General features: G+C 73.6%; 13 protein-coding genes. 8 read left to right on the top strand and 5 right to left on the bottom strand.

What is annotated here, in order from left to right:
* Window position 1: 1 nt before the first annotated feature.
* Window positions 2-1132, top strand: coding sequence for an amidase domain-containing protein (locus tag ACZ7L0_RS36520; protein ID WP_471246961.1), 1131 nt, complete (start codon window positions 2-4; stop codon window positions 1130-1132).
* Between the two features lie 77 nt (window positions 1133-1209).
* Here the strand turns inward: ACZ7L0_RS36520 and ACZ7L0_RS36515 are convergent, their stop codons facing one another.
* Window positions 1210-2697, bottom strand: a complete 1488-nt coding sequence (locus ACZ7L0_RS36515) for a long-chain-fatty-acid--CoA ligase (protein ID WP_471246869.1) — start codon at window positions 2695-2697, stop codon at window positions 1210-1212.
* A 150-nt stretch (window positions 2698-2847) separates the two neighbouring features.
* Here ACZ7L0_RS36515 and ACZ7L0_RS36510 point away from each other — a divergent pair, with 150 nt between their 5' ends.
* Both ACZ7L0_RS36510 and ACZ7L0_RS36505 read left to right on the top strand, forming a co-directional pair.
* Entirely contained in the window at window positions 2848-4008 is a 1161-nt protein-coding gene (locus ACZ7L0_RS36510) for a PucR family transcriptional regulator (protein ID WP_471246868.1), read from the top strand.
* A gap of 79 nt (window positions 4009-4087) precedes the next feature.
* Window positions 4088-4303 (top strand): hypothetical protein, encoded by a 216-nt coding sequence (locus ACZ7L0_RS36505; RefSeq protein WP_471246867.1) that lies wholly within the window; start codon window positions 4088-4090, stop codon window positions 4301-4303.
* 42 nt (window positions 4304-4345) lie between these two features.
* Here ACZ7L0_RS36505 and ACZ7L0_RS36500 read toward each other — a convergent pair whose 3' ends face one another.
* Window positions 4346-5557, bottom strand: a complete 1212-nt coding sequence (locus ACZ7L0_RS36500; protein WP_471246866.1) for an LmeA family phospholipid-binding protein — start codon at window positions 5555-5557, stop codon at window positions 4346-4348.
* Between the two features lie 78 nt (window positions 5558-5635).
* Window positions 5636-6487, bottom strand: coding sequence for a PhzF family phenazine biosynthesis isomerase (locus ACZ7L0_RS36495; RefSeq protein ID WP_471246865.1), 852 nt, complete (start codon window positions 6485-6487; stop codon window positions 5636-5638).
* 84 nt (window positions 6488-6571) lie between these two features.
* On the opposite strand from ACZ7L0_RS36495, the gene ACZ7L0_RS36490 reads away from it, so the two are divergent.
* The 3 genes from ACZ7L0_RS36490 to ACZ7L0_RS36480 all read left to right on the top strand — a co-directional run bounded on the left by ACZ7L0_RS36490 (window position 6572) and on the right by ACZ7L0_RS36480 (window position 8516).
* The gene (locus tag ACZ7L0_RS36490; RefSeq protein WP_471246864.1) at window positions 6572-7459 is read left to right on the top strand and encodes a LysR family transcriptional regulator; all 888 of its coding nucleotides are present in this window, start codon (window positions 6572-6574) and stop codon (window positions 7457-7459) included.
* A 189-nt stretch (window positions 7460-7648) separates the two neighbouring features.
* On the top strand, window positions 7649-7825 hold the full coding sequence (locus ACZ7L0_RS36485) for a hypothetical protein (RefSeq protein ID WP_471246863.1): 177 nt from the start codon (window positions 7649-7651) through the stop codon (window positions 7823-7825).
* A 106-nt stretch (window positions 7826-7931) separates the two neighbouring features.
* Window positions 7932-8516 (top strand): AMIN-like domain-containing (lipo)protein, encoded by a 585-nt coding sequence (locus ACZ7L0_RS36480; protein WP_471246862.1) that lies wholly within the window; start codon window positions 7932-7934, stop codon window positions 8514-8516.
* Between the two features lie 16 nt (window positions 8517-8532).
* Here the strand turns inward: ACZ7L0_RS36480 and ACZ7L0_RS36475 are convergent, their stop codons facing one another.
* Both ACZ7L0_RS36475 and ACZ7L0_RS36470 read right to left on the bottom strand, forming a co-directional pair.
* Window positions 8533-8952, bottom strand: a complete 420-nt coding sequence (locus tag ACZ7L0_RS36475; protein ID WP_471246861.1) for an ATP-binding protein — start codon at window positions 8950-8952, stop codon at window positions 8533-8535.
* Window positions 8949-10124, bottom strand: coding sequence for an acyltransferase family protein (locus tag ACZ7L0_RS36470; RefSeq protein ID WP_471246860.1), 1176 nt, complete (start codon window positions 10122-10124; stop codon window positions 8949-8951). The genes ACZ7L0_RS36475 and ACZ7L0_RS36470 overlap by 4 nt, the downstream gene beginning before the upstream one ends.
* A 152-nt stretch (window positions 10125-10276) precedes the next feature.
* Between ACZ7L0_RS36470 and ACZ7L0_RS36465 the strand changes: the two genes are divergently transcribed.
* Both ACZ7L0_RS36465 and ACZ7L0_RS36460 read left to right on the top strand, forming a co-directional pair.
* Complete coding sequence (locus ACZ7L0_RS36465) at window positions 10277-10522, top strand: WhiB family transcriptional regulator (protein WP_471246859.1); 246 nt, start codon at window positions 10277-10279, stop codon at window positions 10520-10522.
* 123 nt (window positions 10523-10645) lie between these two features.
* On the top strand, window positions 10646-18577 hold the full coding sequence (locus tag ACZ7L0_RS36460; protein ID WP_471246960.1) for an alpha/beta fold hydrolase: 7932 nt from the start codon (window positions 10646-10648) through the stop codon (window positions 18575-18577).
* Window positions 18578-18694 lie beyond the last annotated feature (117 nt).

The raw sequence follows: 18694 nt of genomic DNA, 5'->3' as shown, positions 1-18694 counted from the left end.
AATGCTGCGCCGCGGCTGTCCGGCCGCGGTGGCGGTGGCCGTTTCCACCGCGTTGCTGCCCCTGTCGGCCGCGCACGCCGCCGCACCGGCACCCGCCGTGAACCGGGCGACCGCCGACGCCTTCGGCCGCGTCGCCGACGCCGTGTTCACCGGCCGTACGAACGCCCTGCTGGACCAGAGCCGGACGGTGCGCACGGCGGTGAAGTCCGTGGGCGGGGTGAGCCTGACCGCGGGCCTGGCCCGCACGGAGAACTCGGCCCTGGCCGCCGTGCACGGCACCCGCTCCCGCCTCGCCGCGCTGGACGAGGCCTACACCGCCGCCGACTCCCGGGTGACGGTCGACGAGACCCGGATACGGGGGCGGAAGGCGACGGTCTCCGTCACGGAGACCACCGTACTGACGTACAAGAGGATCCGAGGTGACGAGCCGCCGACCACGGGCTTCACGGCGCACCACGACCTCACCTTCACCGCGCGGCCGGACGGCACCTGGCAGTTGTCGGGCATCCGGCTGACGGACAGCGGGCCCCGCCCCGTCAACGAGCCCGTCCCGGCCGCCACTTCGGCGACGGTACGGCCGGGCGCCGTCATCGACGCTCCCCGTGCGTCCACCGCCTACCCCGCCCCGGCCAAGCCCAAGAAGCTCACCGGCCGCACGTACGACTACAAGGCGATGGCCAAGTACGCCGAGAAGTACTGGAAGAACTACAACCCGTCCTACCGGAACTTCGCCCGGTCCCGGGGCGGCGGCGACTGCACCAACTTCCTGAGCCAGTCCCTGAAGGCGGGCGGCTGGAAGAAGATCAACAGCTCCGGCAAGTCCTACGGCACCTGGTGGTACGGCTCCAGGGACCAGTCCGACACCTGGGTGGGCGTCAACGAGTGGTCCTGGTTCGCCCAGACCGCCAAGCGGACGACCGCGCTGAAGTACGCGTACCAGATGGACAAGGGCGACGTCCTGCAGATGGACTTCAACCGGGACGGGGAGAAGGACCACTCCCTGATGACCACCTACCGGGGTTCCACCGGCGTCCCGTACCTCACCTACCACTCCCTGGACACCTACCGGCGGTCGCTGCCCAGCATCGTGGCGTCCAACCCGAACTCGTTCTACTACGCCTACCGCACCTGAGCGGCACCGGCCCACCGCCGGTCCGTGACGCGGAACGCGGCGGCCTCGCCTGCGAGGCCGCCGTACCAACCGCCGTACTAACCCGCCGGCGCGCTGATCTCCCGCTTGAGGATCTTCCCGCTCGGCCCGGTCGGCAGGGTGTCCACGAGCCACACGGCGCGCGGATACTTGTACGCCGCCACCCGGTCCTGGACGAACCGCTGAAGCTCCTCGGGAGTGGCCCGGGCCGTGGGCCGCAGCACCACAGCGGCCGCGATCTCCTCGCCGAGCCGCTCGTGCGGCACACCCACCACGGCCGCCAGCGCGACGGCCGGGTGCTCGTGCAGCACCTCCTCGATCTCGCGGGGGTAGACGTTGTAGCCACCGCGGATGATCATGTCCTTCTTGCGGTCCACGATGTACAGGTAGCCGTCCTCGTCCTGCCGGGCGAGGTCGCCGCTGCGCAGCCAGCCGTCGGGAATGGCGGCCGCGGTCTCCTCGGGCAGGTTCCAGTACCCCTTCATCAGGTTCGGCCCGCGCACGGCCAGTTCGCCGATCTCGCCCCGGGCCACGTCCTTGCCCGCCTGGTCCAGCAGCCGGACCTCCACATCGCGGATCGGGGTGCCGACGGACCCCGGCTTGCGCGGCCGGTCGGGGTGGTTGAAGGAGACCACCGGGCTCGTCTCGGACATGCCGAAGCCCTCCAGCACCATGCAGCCGAAGCGCCGCTCGAAACCGTGCAGCACCTCCACGGGCAGCGAGGCACCCCCGGAGACGCACGTCCGCAGGGTCGACACGTCCGCCTCCCCGGGATGCTGCAGCAGCGCCGCGTACATCGTCGGCACCCCCTCGAACACCGTGGCCCGGTCCCGGGCGATGGCCTCCAGGACGGTCTGCGGGTCGAAGCGCGGGATCAGGGTGAGCGAGGCGCCGCTGTGGACGGTCACGCTCATGGTGCAGACCTGGCCGAATATGTGGAACAGCGGCAGACAGCCCACCACCACGTCCTCGGACGTCATGCGCTGCACATTGACGGTGTTGACCTCGGTGTTGTGCCGCAGCCCGGCATGGGTGAGCGCGGCACCCTTGGGCCGTCCCGTGGTGCCCGAGGTGTAGAGCAGCACGGCCACGTCGTCACCGGCCGTGTCCGTCACCCCGGCCAGCGGCTCGTGTCCGGCCAGCAGCCCGGCGAAGGAGGAGGGCTCGACCGGGATGTGCCGCACTCCGGCGGCGGCGGCCCCGAGAGCGCCCTCGCCGGGGGCCTGGTGCCATTCGAGCAGCAGCACCGCCCCGGAGTCCCTGAGGTGGTACTCGGTCTCCCGGGTCTTCAGCAGCGGGTTCATCGGCACCACGATCGCCCCGGCACGCAGCGCGCCGTAGTACAGCACGACGAACTCGGGGACGTTCGGCAGCATCAGGGCCACCCGGTCGCCCGGCCGCACGCCCTCGGCGCGCAGCAGCGCGGCGGCGCGGGCGCTGCGCTCGTCCAGCTCGGCGTAGGTGGTGACCTGCGTGCCCAGCCGCAACGCGGGCCGCTCCGGCTGCCGTGCCGCCGTCCGTACCAGGAACTCCGCCAGATTGGGCATGACCCGCCTCCACGCATGTCACCGTCGAAATACGCCGTTCACGTGGACGACATCGTGCTGCCGCCGACGCCGACGACCTATGGGAGGGACGACAGCGTCCCCGTTCCCTGGTTGTTCCGGGGAACAAAAGTACGGCGCTAAACTGCGGGAATGGACTTCTCGGGGGTGGCCGCGGCGATCCACGCCCGGCTTCCGGAACTCGGCGAGCGGCTCGCCGAGCGCATCCGCTCGGACGTCGAGGCCTACCAGGACGAGACGCTCATCCCCTTCGATTCGCTGCGCCGCTCGTGCACCGCCAACGCCGACCTCGTGCTCAGGCACTTTCACCCCGCCGACGCCCCGGACCCCGGACCGGCCCGGGAGACCGGCCGCATCCGCGCCGAGCACGGCATGCCGCTCGCCGACACCCTGCACGCCTACCGGATCGGCTTCGAGTTCCTGTGGTCGGAGATCCTCCAGGAGGCACGCGCCCACCCGGAGGTCTCGGACGCCGAGTTGGTGGCCCGGTCCGCCGACCTCTGGGCGCTGTTCGGGCGCTACGCCGAGGCGGTGGCGGAGGCCCACCGGGAGACCGCCGCCGAACTGACCCTGCAACGCGAGGCCCGGCGCTCGGCGCTGGTGGAAGCGCTCCTCACCGGCGCCATCGCCGACCGCACCACCCTGCGGGAGGCCGCCCGCGAGCTGGGCATGCCCGAGCGCGGACCGTACGCGGTCGTCGCCGCCGAATCCGCGAAACCCGGCACGGAACCCCTGGCCGGAACCGAGGCGGCGCTGCGCCAGGCCCGCCTTCCGTCCGCCTGGCGGTTGCTGCCCGACCAGCAGATCGGCCTGGTCGCCCTGGCCACGCCCGAAGCCGAGCACACCGCTGTGCGCATCCTGCGCCGCGCGCACGCCCGCGTGGGCATCAGCCCCTGTTTCCACTCGCTGCGCGACACACCACAGGCCCTGCGCTTCGCCCGGCTGGCCCTGGCCGGCCTCCCGGGCACCGGGCCGGGGGTCGCGCGGTTCGACGACGATCCCTTCGCCATGCTGGTCACCGCCGCTCCGGCGGAAGCGGCTCACCTGCTGACGGTCGCTCTGGGGCCTGTGCTGGACCTTCCCGCCCCGGAGCGCGCCCGGCTGCTGGAGACGCTGGAGCACTGGTTCGCCGCGGCCGGCTCCGCCGCCGGCACCGCTCACCGTCTCTTCGTCCACCCCAACACCGTCCGCTACCGGCTCCGCCGCATCGAGGAGCTGACCGGCCGCTCCCTCTCCGATCCGCGGACGGCGGCGGACTTCCGCGCCGCGCTCCTCGCCCGGTCGGCCGTGTGACGGTGGGACGCACATGCCCCGCCACGTGGAGCGTGCGACCATCGGCTGTGGTTCGGGTTCCCCCACCAAGGAGAACAGGATGCCGATCGATACCGTCGAGCGATTCTTGGCCGCCCTGAGCCCGCACGACCGGGAACGTGTCCGACAGCGTCCGCGCGAGGAGCAGGAGAGACTCGCCGAGGACTGGGAGACGGAGCTGCGGGAAGACACCGACCTCGACACCCTGAGCGAGCTGTCGCCGCCCGCGGCCGAGAGCGAGGCCGCGGCACGGGTGGTCAAGGGACTCTTCGACTAGGGCCCCTCCGGCGGGTCAGGAGGTCGGGGCGTTTCGGCGCGTTCAGTGGCCGAGGAGCAGCCCCTTCCCCGCGACGTCCGCGTGGATGCCGTCCTTGCGCACCGCCACGCCCAGCAGGCGTATGTCGCCCGCGGGTGGCTCCGGCAGCCGTACGGAGAAGGAGAAACGGTCGGCGATCTGCGGGCGGGTGAGCTTGGTCAGGGCGGTGAACAGGGCCGGGTCGAGGCCCAGCCGCTCCAGCAGCCACGGGTGGGCGAGGGCCACGTCCACCAGGTTCACGCGCGTCAGGCCGTGCAGGAAGCGCGGCGTGCCGGTCAGCCGGTTCAGTTTGTCGTCGTCGCGCAGCGCGGCGTCCACGGCGGCGTCGGGGACGCCGAGGCGGTGGACGAGCTGCGGAACGGCGAGGAAGGCCTTGATCTTCGCCGCTTCCCGGGTGAGGCGGCGCGCCGAGGCGCGGGTCAGATGGAGGCCCTCCGAGGGCGCGTTGCCCGGCCGGTACGTGGCGAGGTCGCCGATGTCCAGCCGGATGCCGTCCACGGCCGTCGCGATGCCGTGAGTCCCCTCGCGGCGGATCCGGGCGTCGGCCCGCAGGCGCAGGTCGCGGCCCGCCACGCGGAGCGTGCCGTGGGCGAGGACGCGGCCGGGGCCGTGCGCGGAGAAGGCCACCTGGGAGGCGCCGAGTTCACGGTTCATGTCGGCGAAGGACAGCAGGACCTGTCCGCGCATGCGGGGGACGAGTGCGCCGCGCACCGAGGTGGGCCCGTCGCCGTTGATGCTCACGTCGTGCGCGGTGGCCGTGACCCGCTTGAGGGTGACCCGCTGGGCTTCGACGTCCGGGACGGTGACGCTGACCGAGTCCAGCCGCCGTGTGGCGAGTTGGGTCAGGAACGGGAAGCCGCCGATCCGTACCTCGGGCGCGGCGGCCAGGCCCAGCTGGTCCTTGAGCCGGTCCGAAGCCTTGTGCTCGGCGTACAGGACCGCCCAGCGGTCGGCGAGGGTGACGAGACAGGCGAGGGTCAGCACCCACACGGCGAACTTGAACAGGGTGGGCAGGCCGGTGGCGCGGTTGCGGCGGCGGCTGCCGCGCCGGTGGTTGGGAGGGCTCCAGGGCTCCTCCGGGTCGGGGCCCTGCGGGTCCGGCCGGTCCCGCTCGGTGACGAAGTCGTCCAGCGGATCGTCCGCGAGGGCAGCGAGTTCGTCGTACGGATTGCGGCGCAGGGGAAGATGCGTCTGTATGCGGTGGGGGGTACGCATCGGTAGATTTGATCATACGTTCCCACGTGCCCCGCAAGCCGTACCTGAGCCACGGTACGAAATCGGCCGCCCGGACGGCTATTCGGTGATCGGCACGGCCTGTCCCGAGACCCGGGTGCGGGCGTCCCGCGGGGTCACGTCGATCAGCAGGTCGCTGGGACGTCCCATGTCCTCGCCCTGGCGGATGGCGATCGTGGCCGGGCCGCCGACCAGGCCCAGTTCGCGCAGATATCCGCCGAAGGCCGCAGCCGCCGCTCCCGTCGCCGGATCCTCCACCACACCGCCGACGGGGAACGGGTCCCTGGCGTGGAAGCGCTCGGGGGACTCGCGCCACACCAGGTGCACGGTCGTCCATCCATGACGGCGCATCACCTCGGCGAGGCCGTCGAAGTCGTAGTCCAGGTCGGCCAGACGCTCCCGGGAGGCGGCGGCCAGCACCAGGTGGTCGTTGCCGCCGAACGCCACATGCGGCGGCAGCGCCGGGTCGAGGTCGCCGGGAGCCCAGCCCAGGGTCTTCAGCGCCGCCTCCAGTTCGGCGTCCGTGGCGGGCCGGGAACGGGTCGCGACGCTGGTGAGCGTGGCCCGTACGGTGCCGTCCTCGCCCCTCGTGGTGGCCACCGGGATCTCGCCCGCCGGCGTGTCGAGGACGACGTCGCCCGGGCCGAGCCGCTCGGCGAGGGCGACCGCCAGGGCGACGGTCGCGTGACCGCAGAAGGCCACCTCGGCGAGCGGGCTGAAGTAGCGGACCCGGAACCGGCGCGCCGCTTCGTCGCCTTCGGTGACGAAGGCCGTCTCGCTGTAGCCGACCTCGGCGGCGATCGCGAGCATCGCCGCGTCGTCGAGCCCGGAGGCGTCGAGCACCACCCCGGCAGGGTTGCCGCCGCGGGGGTCGTGGGTGAAGGCCGTGTAGCGCAGAGTCTCGGTGGTCATGGCTTCACGTTCCCATGACTCACCCCATCGACGCCAACGATTGATTTCGATAATCCCCATCGGCGATGCGCATAACATGGGGGCGTGGACACCCGCCTGCTGCACACCTTCCTCACCCTCGCGCGTACGGGCAGTTTCACCGCCGCCGCGGCCGAACTGCACCTCGCCCAGTCCACGGTCACCGTCCACATCCGCACCCTCGAACGGGACCTGGGCACCCGGCTCTTCGACCGCCTGCCCACCGGCACGCTGCCCACCGAGTCCGGCCGGCGACTGCTGGAGGCGGCCGAGGACGTCCTGGACGCCGTGGCCCGCTTGAGAGCCCAGTGCGACAGCGAGGGCGGCGTGCGGGGGCAGGTGACGGTGGGCACCCCCGAGTCGCTGTGCTCCACCAGGCTGCCCGGCGTGATCGCCGCCCTGCGCGGCACCCATCCCGAGGTGGACGTGGAATTGCACGCGGCCGGCACCGCCGAGTGCGTCGAAGGGCTGCGGTCCGGACGGCTGGACCTGGCGCTGCTGTTGGAAACGGAAGCCGACTTCCCCGACGTGACGGCCGAGCGGGTCGCCCGCGAGCCGCTCGCCCTCGTCTGCGCTCCCCACCACCCGCTCGCCGCGCGTGCCCGGCCGGCGACCTGGGCGGACCTGGCGGCGGAGAGCTACTTCCTGCTCGAACAGGGCTGTTCCTACAGCGACGAGCTGGAACAGAAGCTGCTCGCCGTGCCCGGCGCAGCGCCGCGGCTGACCCGGTTCGGCAGTGTGGACGCGGCTCGCTCGTGCGTCGCCGCCGGACTGGGAGTGACCCTGCTGCCGCTGACGACGGTGGAAGAGCCCTTGCGCGAGGGGCGATTGACGCGGGTCCGCGGACCGCGGTTCACCGATGTCCCGGTCCTGCTGGCCAGGCACCGCAGACGCTGGACGGCACCGGCCGCGCAGGCCGTCGCGCGAGAGCTGGTACGGCACTTGTCCGACTGACGTGCCGCGGCGGCTCCCGGTCAGTCCGGACCTCCTGGGTGAAGGCGGGGTGAACGGTGCGTGGGCGGTGTCGTCGTCGCGTGACGGCCGTGTGTGCGGGCGAGTTGCGGGCATTCGGACTGCACGCACTTCCGATGACTTCACACATCCGAACACATCCGACTTCACCCCTCCGAAGGGACGGACATCGTGCTCGCCATTGTCTCGGCGGTCCTGTTCTTCATCGCCTTCCTGATCAACGCGGCCGACATCTCGACCAACGACACGTTCACCTCGGTCAACGTCATGCTCCTCGGCCTCACCGTGCTGGCCCTGCACCTGGCGGGTATTGGCAGCGCATGGTCCGTGCGCGGCCCCCGGCGGTGACCGACCCGTCGGGAATATCACGATTCGGCAGCGGCACAACCAATCGGCTGTGCCGGACGTCATAAGGGTGACATAAGCGGGACACCGCCACCCCAAGGGGGACAACATGCGCAAGGGACGATGGACGACTGCCGCGGCGGCCGTGCTGGTGGCAGTGGGATCACTGGGCCTGGCGGCCCCGACGGCGTCCGCCGTCGGGGGTCGGACCGCCGCAGCGGCCGCGACCACGTGCCCGACGGGCTGGGGCAGCCTGCCGAAGCGCGGGACCGACGCGTCGACGGCACCGCACACCCTCACCGGCATCCGGACCGGGCGGCACGACTGCTACGACCGCATGGTCTTCGACGTCGGTGCGGGCACCCAGCCGCTGGCCTACTCCGTCGAGTACGTCGACGTCTTCCGCCAGGACCCCTCCGGCATGCGGATCCCGGTCGCCGGCGGCGCCATCCTCGACATCCGGGTGGGCGCCCCCGCGTACGACCCGGAGACCGGCCGGCCGACCTACTCCGGCCGCCCCGGCAAGGCGCTGCCCGGCGTCGACCTGACGGGCTACCGCACCTTCCGGGACACGAAGTTCGGCTCCAGCTTCGAGGGCGTCACACAGGTCGGCCTCGGAGTGCGCGCGCGACTGCCCTTCCGGGTACTGCGGGTGGCGGACCGCCTGGTGGTGGACGTGGCCCACACCTGGTGATCCGCCGGACAGCCCCCTAGGAGTGGTGGACGGAGGCGGGCGGCCGGAAGCAGGCGTGCACGATCTTCCCGTCGGGGCAGGGCCGGGCCTGCCAGGTCTCGGCCAGCGCGTCCACGAGGAGCATGCCCCGTCCGCCCGTGCGCTCGGCGTCGGGCGGACGGGGGGCGGGCAGGCTGGGGGAGGAGTCGTGGACGGTCACGTGCAGACAGCGGCTGTCCCACGTCAGTACGAGATGGGCGGCGCTGTGCGCGTGCACATGGGCGTTGGTGACCAGTTCCGAGATGGCCAGCAGGACGTCGTCCACGGTGTCGGGCGCGGAGTCGGTCCAGCCCAGTGAGGCGAGATGGTCGCGTGCCCAGTCCCGCGCCGTCTTGACACTGCTGTTCAACGGTAGCGAACGGGCCCAGCCCACCGCCCTCAGCGATGATTCGCTCACGTATGCCTCCCTGCTGTGGCCGTGTCCCCGCAGGTACCCGTCCTTCCGGCATTGACGCCGTCCCGACCGCGAGATCCTTCCGGTACCTCCCGCCGGAACAACCGTTCCAGCCTCGGTTCCAGCGCCGGGCGGAAGACCCGCCGTACCGGAGCGGAGCACAGCACGGTCACCACCAGGCCGGCGGTGAGGGTGGCGGCGATCTCGCCGAGCGGCTCACGGGCCCAGCCGAACCGGGACCAGTTCCAGTGGTTCGCGGCCTGGATCACGAAGCCGTGCAGCAGATAGCCGTAGAGCGTGCCCGCGCCCAGCGACGTGAACCATGTGCGCCGGCCGGGCACCCAGGCGAGGAAGCAGGCGACCAGCGTCAGCGAGCAGCCGAACACGGCCAGCGTCATGACGGGCCCGTACCAGGCGGGCACCCCCAGCTCGGCGGCGCTGTCACGGTGGAAGAACCAGGCGTAGTCCATCCGCGGCGCCGCCCAGTACGCCACGGCCAGCGCGCCCGCGAAGACAAAGACCGCCAGCGTCCGCGCCTCACGGCGGCGCACCAGCCGGAAGTGCTCCGGCCGCAGACACAGACCCAGCACGAAGTAGGGCAGGAACTGCACGGTGCGCTGCAGGTCGAGGTCGCGCCCGATCGACGGCGAGAGTGTCACCAGCATCGCGAGGGCGAGTGCGAGCGGCAGCGGATGGCGCACGCTCCGCCACAGCGGTGTGGTCAGCCTCCAGATGAACAGCGCGGCCAGGAACCATGTCAGGTACAGCGGATCGAGCAGGCTGATCGGACGGTCCGGGACACCGTCGCTCCACCTGGTGAAGAGGGTGTACGCCGTCTCGAAGACGACGTACGGCACGACCACCCCGGTGACGAGGCGCTTGATCTTCGCCGGGCTCGCGTCGAAGCCGCGGGAGAAGAAGCCGGAGATGATGATGAAGGCCGGCATGTGGAAGGCGTACACGGTCATGTAGAGCGCGGTGACGGTACGGCTGTCCGAGCGCAGCGGCTCCCAGGCGTGTCCCATCGCCACCAGCACGATCGCCAGGTACTTGGCGTTGTCGAAGAAGGCGTCGCGCTCTGTCGCGCGGGCGGGTGCGGCCTGCGGTGCGGGCGCTGCCTCGCGCGTGATCACACGTTCGGCGGGGGTCACGGCGGGGGCGGGGCGGGGCGGCATCCCAGCCGCCTGACCGCTTCCGGGCGAGGTAAACCTTACCGGCGGCGATCTGCGAACTTCCTCCGGGATGTGCGGATGGCAGCTCTGGATAAATAAATAGGAACGGTATATTTTGGGCTCACTTCTGCCGGGTCTGACCAGGTGGAGGCACCATGAACTGGCGAAACTGGGCGGCCTGCCGATTCGAGGATCCCGAGCTCTTCTTTCCGGTCAGTGAAGAGGGTGCGTCCCTGCTGCAGATCGAGCAGGCCAGACGTATCTGCCGCCGCTGTCCCGTGCTGCACGAATGCCGGGTCTGGGCGCTGCGCAACCGGGAGTACGAGGGCGTGTGGGGCGGACTCACCGCGGGGCAACGACGTGCGCTCTCACCGGCGAGAGGCACCGCCGCGGACCACTGACGCGCCGAGCCCGGCTCCGCGTGGATACGTCACAACTTCCGCACACCCCGGGGCGCGTGGCGTCGAGCGTGCGCTCGGCCGACGTACTGTTGCCGCACCTGCAGGAGATCGAACGGGGTGGGGATGCCGGACTTCCAGGGCGAGTTGGTGCGTGCGCTGCCCGGCACCCTGAGAGAGCACTCGGCCCGGCTCGGAGACAAGATCGCCTACCGGGACGCCCGACGCGAACTCACCTACCGGGAGTTGGAGGAGCGCACCGGCCGGCTGGCCGGGCATCTGGCGCGGCTCGGGGTGCGGCGTGGGGACCGGGTCGCCGTCCATCTGGGCAATCGGGTGGAGCTGGTGGAGGGCTGTCTCGGGGTGCTGCGGGCGGCGGCGGTCGGCGTGCTGCTCAACACCGGGGCGTCCGACGACGAGTTGGCGTACTTCCTCGACGACAGCGGCGCCGTCCTGGTGATCACCGAGGAGGAGCTGCTGCCGCGGGTCGCCCGGCTCGCGGCCGACCGGCCCGGGGTGCGGGTGGCGGTCGTGGGCCCGGGCGCCCCGCCGGCCGTGCTCGGATTCGAGGAGCTGGCCGGGACGGATCCCGGCCGCCCGCCCCGCGACGACCTGGGGCTCGACGATCCGGCCTGGATCCTCTACACCTCGGGCACCACCGGGGAGAGCAAGGGCGTCGTCTCCACACAGCGCTCCGCCCTGTGGTCGGTGGCGGCGGCCTACGTACCGGCGTACGGGCTGGGGGAGCGGGACCGGCTGCTGTGGCCCCTGCCGATGTTCCACTGCTACGCCCACTCGCTGTGCCTGCTGGGGGTGGTCTCGGTCGGTGCGAGCGCGTATCTCCTCGACCGGGGCGCGAACGTCGCCGAAGCGCTCACCGCCGAGCCGTTCACCATGGTCGCCGGGGTGCCAGCCACCTACCGCCTGCTGCTGGACTCGCTCCGGCAGGCGCCGGCCGCCGTGCCCTCCTCCGTGCGGGTGTGCGTCACGGCGGGCGCGCCCTGTCCGCCCGAGCTGCGGGCGGAGGTCGAGGACGTGCTCGCCGCACCCCTGCTCGACGGGTACGGCTCCACCGAGACCTGCGGGAAGATCGCCGTCAACCGGCTCGACGGCCCCCGGGACGACGTCTCCAGCGGCCCCCCGCTGGCGGGGCTCACGGTGCGGCTGACCGATCCGCACACCGGTGCCGAGGCCGCCGACGGGGAGGAGGGGGAGATCTGGGTTCGCGGCCCGGGCCTGATGACCGGCTATCACAACCGCCCGGAGGCCACCGCGGAGGCGTTCACCGACGGCTGGTACCGCACCGGGGACCTCGGCCGGCGCCTGGCGCACGGCGGTCTCCAGGTCACCGGCCGGGTCAAGGAACTGATCATCCGGGGCGGGCAGAACATCAACCCGTCCGAGGTGGAGCGGGTGCTGCTCGCCTGCCCCGGCATCGCCGACGCGGCCGTCGTCGGCAGACCGCACGACGTGCTGGGCGAGGTGCCGGTCGCCTTCCTCGTCCCCGGCCCCGACGGGATCGACGCGACGCGGGTGCTCGGTGTCTGCCGGGAGCGGCTGTCCGGGTTCAAGGTGCCCGACGAGCTCTACGAGACCGCGTCCGTCCCCCGTACCCCGTCCGGCAAGATCGTCCGGGCGGCGCTCGCCGAGCAGCTGGCGCGGCGGCTCGCGGCGGACCGGGCGGCGGCCTCGGCCGCGCTGCGCGAGCGGCTGGCGGCGGTGCCCGACGCCGTCCGCGACCTGGTGCTCGAAGCGACGGCCCGGGCGGCCGGGCTGCCCCTGGACGCCGCCGAGCACGACCGGCCCTTCACCGCGCTCGGGCTCACCTCGCTCGGCGGTGTGCTGCTGCGCGACCGGCTGAACACCGTGACCGGGCTCGACCTGCCCGCGACGCTCGTGTTCGACCACCCCACCCCCGCGGCCGTGGCGGCCTTCGTGCACGACGCGCTGCGGGGCGACGACCGCCCCCGGCGCCCGGGTACGTCCGGCGGCGGCCGGGGTACGGAGCCCGGGGAACCGATCGCCGTGGTGGCCATGGCCTGCCGGTATCCGGGCGGCGTGGAGTCCCCGGAGGACCTGTGGCGGCTGCTCGCGGCCGGTACCGACGCCACCTCGGACTTCCCCGCCGACCGCGGCTGGGACCTGGCCGGGCTGTACGACCCCGATCCGGACCGGCCGGGTACCTCCGTCACCCGCCGGGGCGGCTTCCTGCACCGGGCCGCCGACTTCGACGCCGCCTTCTTCGGCATGTCGCCCCGCGAGGCGCTGGCCACCGACCCCCAGCAGCGGCTGCTGCTGGAGACCGGCTGGGAGCTGCTGGAGCGGGCGGGCCTCGACCCGTCGGGGTTGCGCGACAGCGACACCGGTGTGTTCGTCGGCGTCATGCACAGCGACTACGCGGGCCGCCTGCTGCACAGGGCCGGGCACGAGCTGGAGGCCCATCTCGCCCTAGGCTCGGCGGGCAGCGTGGCCTCCGGCCGGATCGCGTACACCCTGGGCCTGCGCGGGCCCGCCGTGACCGTGGACACCGCGTGTTCGTCCTCCCTGGTGGCGATCCACTCCGCCGCGCGCTCCCTGCGCGACGGAGAGTGCTCGCTGGCCGTCGCCGGCGGGGTGACCGTCATGGCCACCCCCGCGCCGTTCCTCGCGTTCAGCAGACTGCGCGGGCTTGCCCCGGACGGCCGGTGCAAACCGTTCTCCGCGGCGGCCGACGGCACCGCCTGGGGCGAGGGCGTCGGCCTGGTCCTGCTGGAGCGGCTGTCCGACGCACGGCGCAACGGGCACCCGGTGCTGGCCGTGCTGCGCGGCTCGGCCGTCAACTCCGACGGCGCGTCCAACGGGCTGACCGCGCCCAACGGGCCCGCGCAGCAACGCGTCATCCGCGCCGCGCTCGCCGACGCCGGCCTCCGCCCGGCGGACGTCGACGCGGTGGAGGCGCACGGCACGGGCACCGCGCTCGGCGACCCGATCGAGGCACAGGCGCTGCTCGCCGCGTACGGAGCCGACCGGCCCGCCGAACGCCCCCTGTGGCTGGGCTCGTTGAAGTCCAACCTCGGACACACCCAGGCCGCGGCGGGAGTCGGCGGCGTCATCAAGACCGTGCTGGCGATGCGGCACGGCCGCCTTCCGCGCACCCTGCACACCGACCGGCCCTCGCCCCGGGTGGACTGGTCGTCCGGCACCGTACGGCTGCTGACCGGGGAGGAAGAGTGGCGGCCGGTGCCCGGGCGTCCTCGACGGGCGGCAGTGTCGGCGTTCGGCATCGGCGGGACCAACGCGCACGTGATCCTGGAAGAGGCCGAGGCGACGGCGGCCGTACCGTCGCCCGGCCGACCGGCGGCGGCACCCCCGCTGCTGCTGTCCGGCGCGAGCCCGGCCGCCCTGCGGGCCCAGGCCGAACGGACCGCCGCCGCCCTGCGCGCACAGCCCGGACTCGACCTCCTGGACGTGGCGTTCACCCACGCCACCGCCCGGGCCGCGCTCACCCACCGGGCCGCCGTGCCCGCCGAGGACCGCGACAGCCTGCTGAGCGCCCTGGACGCCCTGGCGGTGTCCACCGGCCCGCAGGCCGCGGGCTCCCCGGGCCGGACGGCCCTGCTGTTCACCGGCCAGGGCGCCCAACACGCCGGCATGGGAAGGGAGTTGTGCGAAACCTTCCCGGTCTTCTCCGCCGCCTTCGACGCCTTGTGCGAGCGCTTCGACGCCCATCTGGAGCGTCCGCTGCGCTCGGTGCTCTGGGGAGCCGACGAGGGCGGGCTGCTGGACCGTACGGACTTCGCCCAAGCGGCCCTGTTCGTCTTCGAGGTGGCCGCCTTCCGGCTGCTGGAGTCCTGGGGCGTGCGGCCGGACTTCCTGGCCGGGCACTCCGTCGGCGAGTTGGCCGCGGCCCACGCCGCGGGCATCCTGTCCGAGCCGGACGCCGTGCGACTGGTCGCGGCCCGGGGCCGGTTGATGCGGGAACTGCCGGAGGGCGGCGCCATGGTGGCGCTGGACGCCACCGAGGCGGAGGTGAGGCGCGAGCTCGCCGACCGGGTCTCGATCGCGGCCGTGAACGGCCCGCGCGCGGTCGTCGTGGCCGGCGCGGAGGGGCCCGTCCTCGCGCTCGCGGGGCGGTTCGCGGCACGCGGGCGCCGTACCGCCCGGCTGCGGGTCAGCCATGCCTTCCACTCCCCGCTGATGGAACCGATGCTCGCCGAATTCGGCCGCGTGGCGGGGACGTTGACCTACCGGGCGCCTCGCGTCCCGGTGCTGTCGGGACTGACCGGACGCCCGGCCACCGGAGTCGAGCTGCGGTCGGCCGGCTACTGGGTGCGGCACGCCCGGGAGACCGTGCGGTTCGGGGACGCCGTGCGGTGGCTGGCGGACGAGGGACGGGTGACGGCATTCGCCGAGATCGGCCCGGACGCGCAGCTCACGGCCCAGGCCATGACCGATCTCGCCGGTACGGGCGAGGGCCCGCTGTGCACGGCCGTCGCCCGCCGAGGCGCGACGGAACCCGAGCCCAGGACACTGCTCACGGCGCTCGGCCGGCTCCATGTCCACGGCCTGCCGGTGGACTGGCGCCGGGTGTACGAGGGCAGCGGTGCCCGGCCGGTCGCCCTGCCGACCTACCCCTTCCAGCGCCGGCGCTACTGGCTCCCCGACGACACCGCCGCCACCGGCCCCGCTTCCGGCCACCCGGTGCTGACGCAGACGGTCACCGTGCCGGGCGCGGAGCGCGTGCTGTGCACCGGTCACCTGTCCGGCGCGGCCCAGCCCTGGCTGCGCGACCACGCCGTGGGCGGACGCACCCTCGTGCCCGGCGCCGCCCTCGCCGACCTGGTGCTGCACGCGGGCGACGCCTGCGGTCTCGACGTACTGGAGGACCTCGCCCTGCTGGCCCCGCTGGTCCTCCCCGCCGACGACCGGGAGCGGATCCAGGTCCAGGTGGACCTGGGAGAACCGGACGACAGCGGGCGCCGCACCGCCGATGTGTACTGCCGCCCGGAGGACTCCGGAGCGCTGGGCGCCTGGACCCACCACGCGACCGGGCGGCTGGGCCCGGCCGTTCCGGCCGCCCGGGAGCACGCGACCGCGCTCACCGCCTGGCCGCCGCCGGATGCCACGGCCGTGGATCTCACCGGTGCCTACGAGCGACTGGCCGCCGCCGGTCACACGTACGGGCCCGCCTTCCAGGGCGTCACCGCCCTGTGGCGGCGGGGCGAGGAACTCTTCGCCGAGGCCGGACCGGTGCCGGGCGCCCAGGCCCGGCGCCACGCCGTCCACCCGGCACTGCTGGACGCCGCCCTGCACGCCGGGCTGCTCGCCGAGCCGGACGCCGGACCGGCCCGGATGCCGTTCGCGTGGCGGGGCATGGCGCTGTACGCCACCGGGGCCACGCGGCTGCGCGTACGGATCCGGACGACCGGCCCGGCCACGGTCGCCGTGGACCTCGCCACCCCCTCCGGCGAACCGGTGGCCCGGCTGGAGTCCCTGACCACGCGACCGGTACCGCAGACGGATGCCACCCCGGCCGGAGAGCTGTACCGGCTGCGCTGGACGGGCCTTCCGGCCGCCGCGGAGGCAACCCCCGTGACGGTGACGGACCCCGACGACCTGGGCCTGGCCATGGTGCTCCCGCCCGCGGACACCTCCGAGACCGCCGACCGCACCGAAGTGGCATCCCTGGCCGCACCCCTCCGCGAGGGCACCGACCCCCTTGCCGAGGCGCACGCGCTGGCCGTACGGGCCCTTGATCTCGTGCGGACGCGGCCGGCCGGCGCCGGACGACTGGTCGTGGTCACGCGTGGCGCGACCGGTGGGGCCCCGGATCTGCCCGCGGCCACGGTCTGGGGACTGCTGCGGGCCGCACAGGCCGAGTACCCCGGGCGGCTCACCCTCGTGGACGTGGACGGCCGCCCCGAATCGCTGCGGCTGCTGCCCGCCGCCATCGCCACCGGCGAACCCCAACTTGCCATCCATGAACGCCAGTTGACGGTCCCGCGATTGGCTGCCGTCCCCGGTCCGGTGACCGGCGGGTCGCTCGGCGGGGGCACCGTCCTGGTCACCGGCGGCACCGGATCCCTGGGCGCGCTGCTGGCCCGGCATCTCGTCGCCCGGCACGGAGTCCGGCGTCTGGTGCTCGTCAGCCGGCGTGGACCACAGGCGCCGGGTGCGCGGACACTGCGGGCCGAACTGGAGCGGGCGGGCGCCCGGGTGGACCTGGTCGCCTGCGACACCGCCGAGCGCGGCCGACTGGAAGCCCTGATCAAGGAGTTCGGGCCCGACCTCACCGCCGTGGTGCACACCGCCGGAGTCCTCGACGACGGCGTGCTGGAGGCACTGACCCCCGAACGGCTGGCCGCGGTGCTGCGGCCGAAGGCCGACGCGGCCTGGCATCTGCACGAGCTGACCAAGGACCTGCCCCTGGCGCGGTTCGTGCTGTTCTCCTCGGCCGCCGGCCTGCTGGGCAACCCCGGCCAGGCCAACTACGCGGCGGCGAACTCCTTCCTGGACGCGCTCGCCCACCACCGCGCCGCGCTGGGCCTGCCCGCCCTGTCCCTGCTCTGGGGACCGTGGGCGGACACGGACGGCATGGCGGCCCGCACCGGCCGCGTCCACGGCGCAGCGGTGCGCCCGGTCACCCCCGAACAGGCCCTGGCACTGTTCGACGCCGCGCTGGGCAGCGGCGAGCCGGTCCTGGCACCGCTGCCGCTGGACCGCTCACCGGGAGCCCAGACCGCCGGGGTGCCGGTTCCGCCGCCGCTGCGCGGGCTGCTGCGCCCGGCCCGGCCGACGGCCTCCTCCGGTACGGCCGAGGGCGACGAGCCGGAGCCCGTCGCGGGCGCCTGGCGGGAACGGCTCGCGGCGCTGCCCGAGCCCGAACGGGCACCGGCCGTACTGGAGCTGGTCCGCGCCGAGGTCGCCGCGGTGCTCGGGTACACCGACGCGAGCGCCGTCGACCGTGACTTCTCCGACCTGGGCCTCGACTCGCTGATGAGCGTGCTGCTGCGCAACCGGCTGAGCCTGCTGACCGGAGTGCCGCTCGCCGCGAGCGTCGCCCACGACCGGCCGAACGCGCACGAGCTCGCGGCCCACGTGTACGGGGAGTTGCACGCGGCGCTGACCGAAGGGCGGGCCCCCGGGCCGGACGACCCCGACCGGCCGTCACCGTCACCGTCGGCCTCCTCGCCGACCTCCTCGTCGACCTCCCCGGATCGACAAGGTGTCCGCGGCTCCCGCGCCGGTCAGTCCCTGCCCGCCCTCTACCGGCGCGTCTGCGCGACAGGCGACGTGGTCGCGGCGATGCACCTGCTGGTGACCGCCTCCCTCGGCGTGCCGTCCTTCGGCGGCGACGACGGCGACCGGCACGCGCTGGAGCCGCTGCGGCCGGCCACGGGCCCGGGTGGCCCGGCGCTCGTCTGCGTCCCCGGTTTCGCCACCACCCTCGGCCGGCCCTGGCACGCGACTCTCGCCGCCTGCTTCGACGGCGAGCGGGACGTCCTCGAGCTGCGGCACCCCGGCATCGACCACGGGGACGCCGTGGCCCAAGACCTGGAGACACTGACCGAGCTGCACGCCACGACCGTCCGGCGCCACCTCGGCGACCGCCCCTACGTCGTCGTGGGCCACTCCATGGGCGGTTCGGCCGCGCACGCCCTGACCGCGCGACTGGCGGCCGACGGCGATCCCCCGGCCGGGCTGGTCCTGGTGGACTCGTACCACATCACCCCGGATCGGGAAGCGGACCCCTGGCTGCTGGCCCTGCCCGCACGGATCCCGATCACCATGGGCGAGCGGTTCGACAGCGCGGTGGACGACCTCACGCTGCTGTCGCTGGGCGCGTACACCCGGATGTTCCGCGGCTGGCGTCCACGGCCCACGGGCGTCCCCACCCTCCTCGTGCGCGCCACGCGACCGCTGCCGGACATGCCCGGGCGGTGGCGGTCCGCCTGGCCGGGCGCCCACCGCACGGTGGACGTCCCCGGCAGCCACCTGAGCATGATCGAGGAACACGCCCCGACGACCGCGGCGGCGATCCGCGACTGGGTCCGGGCACTCGGCCAGGTGGCCCACTGACCCTCGCGCGCCGGGCCCCCGCCGGGCCGACAATGGGCACAGGCCGGGCCGCCGAGGACGCGCGGCGTCCGACGAGAGGAACGTCGCCATGCGCGCACAACCCCCCTCGCCGACCGG

This window comes from Streptomyces sp. NPDC039424, from assembly GCF_055639495.1.
This window is presented reverse-complemented; position numbering and strand designations above follow the sequence as displayed.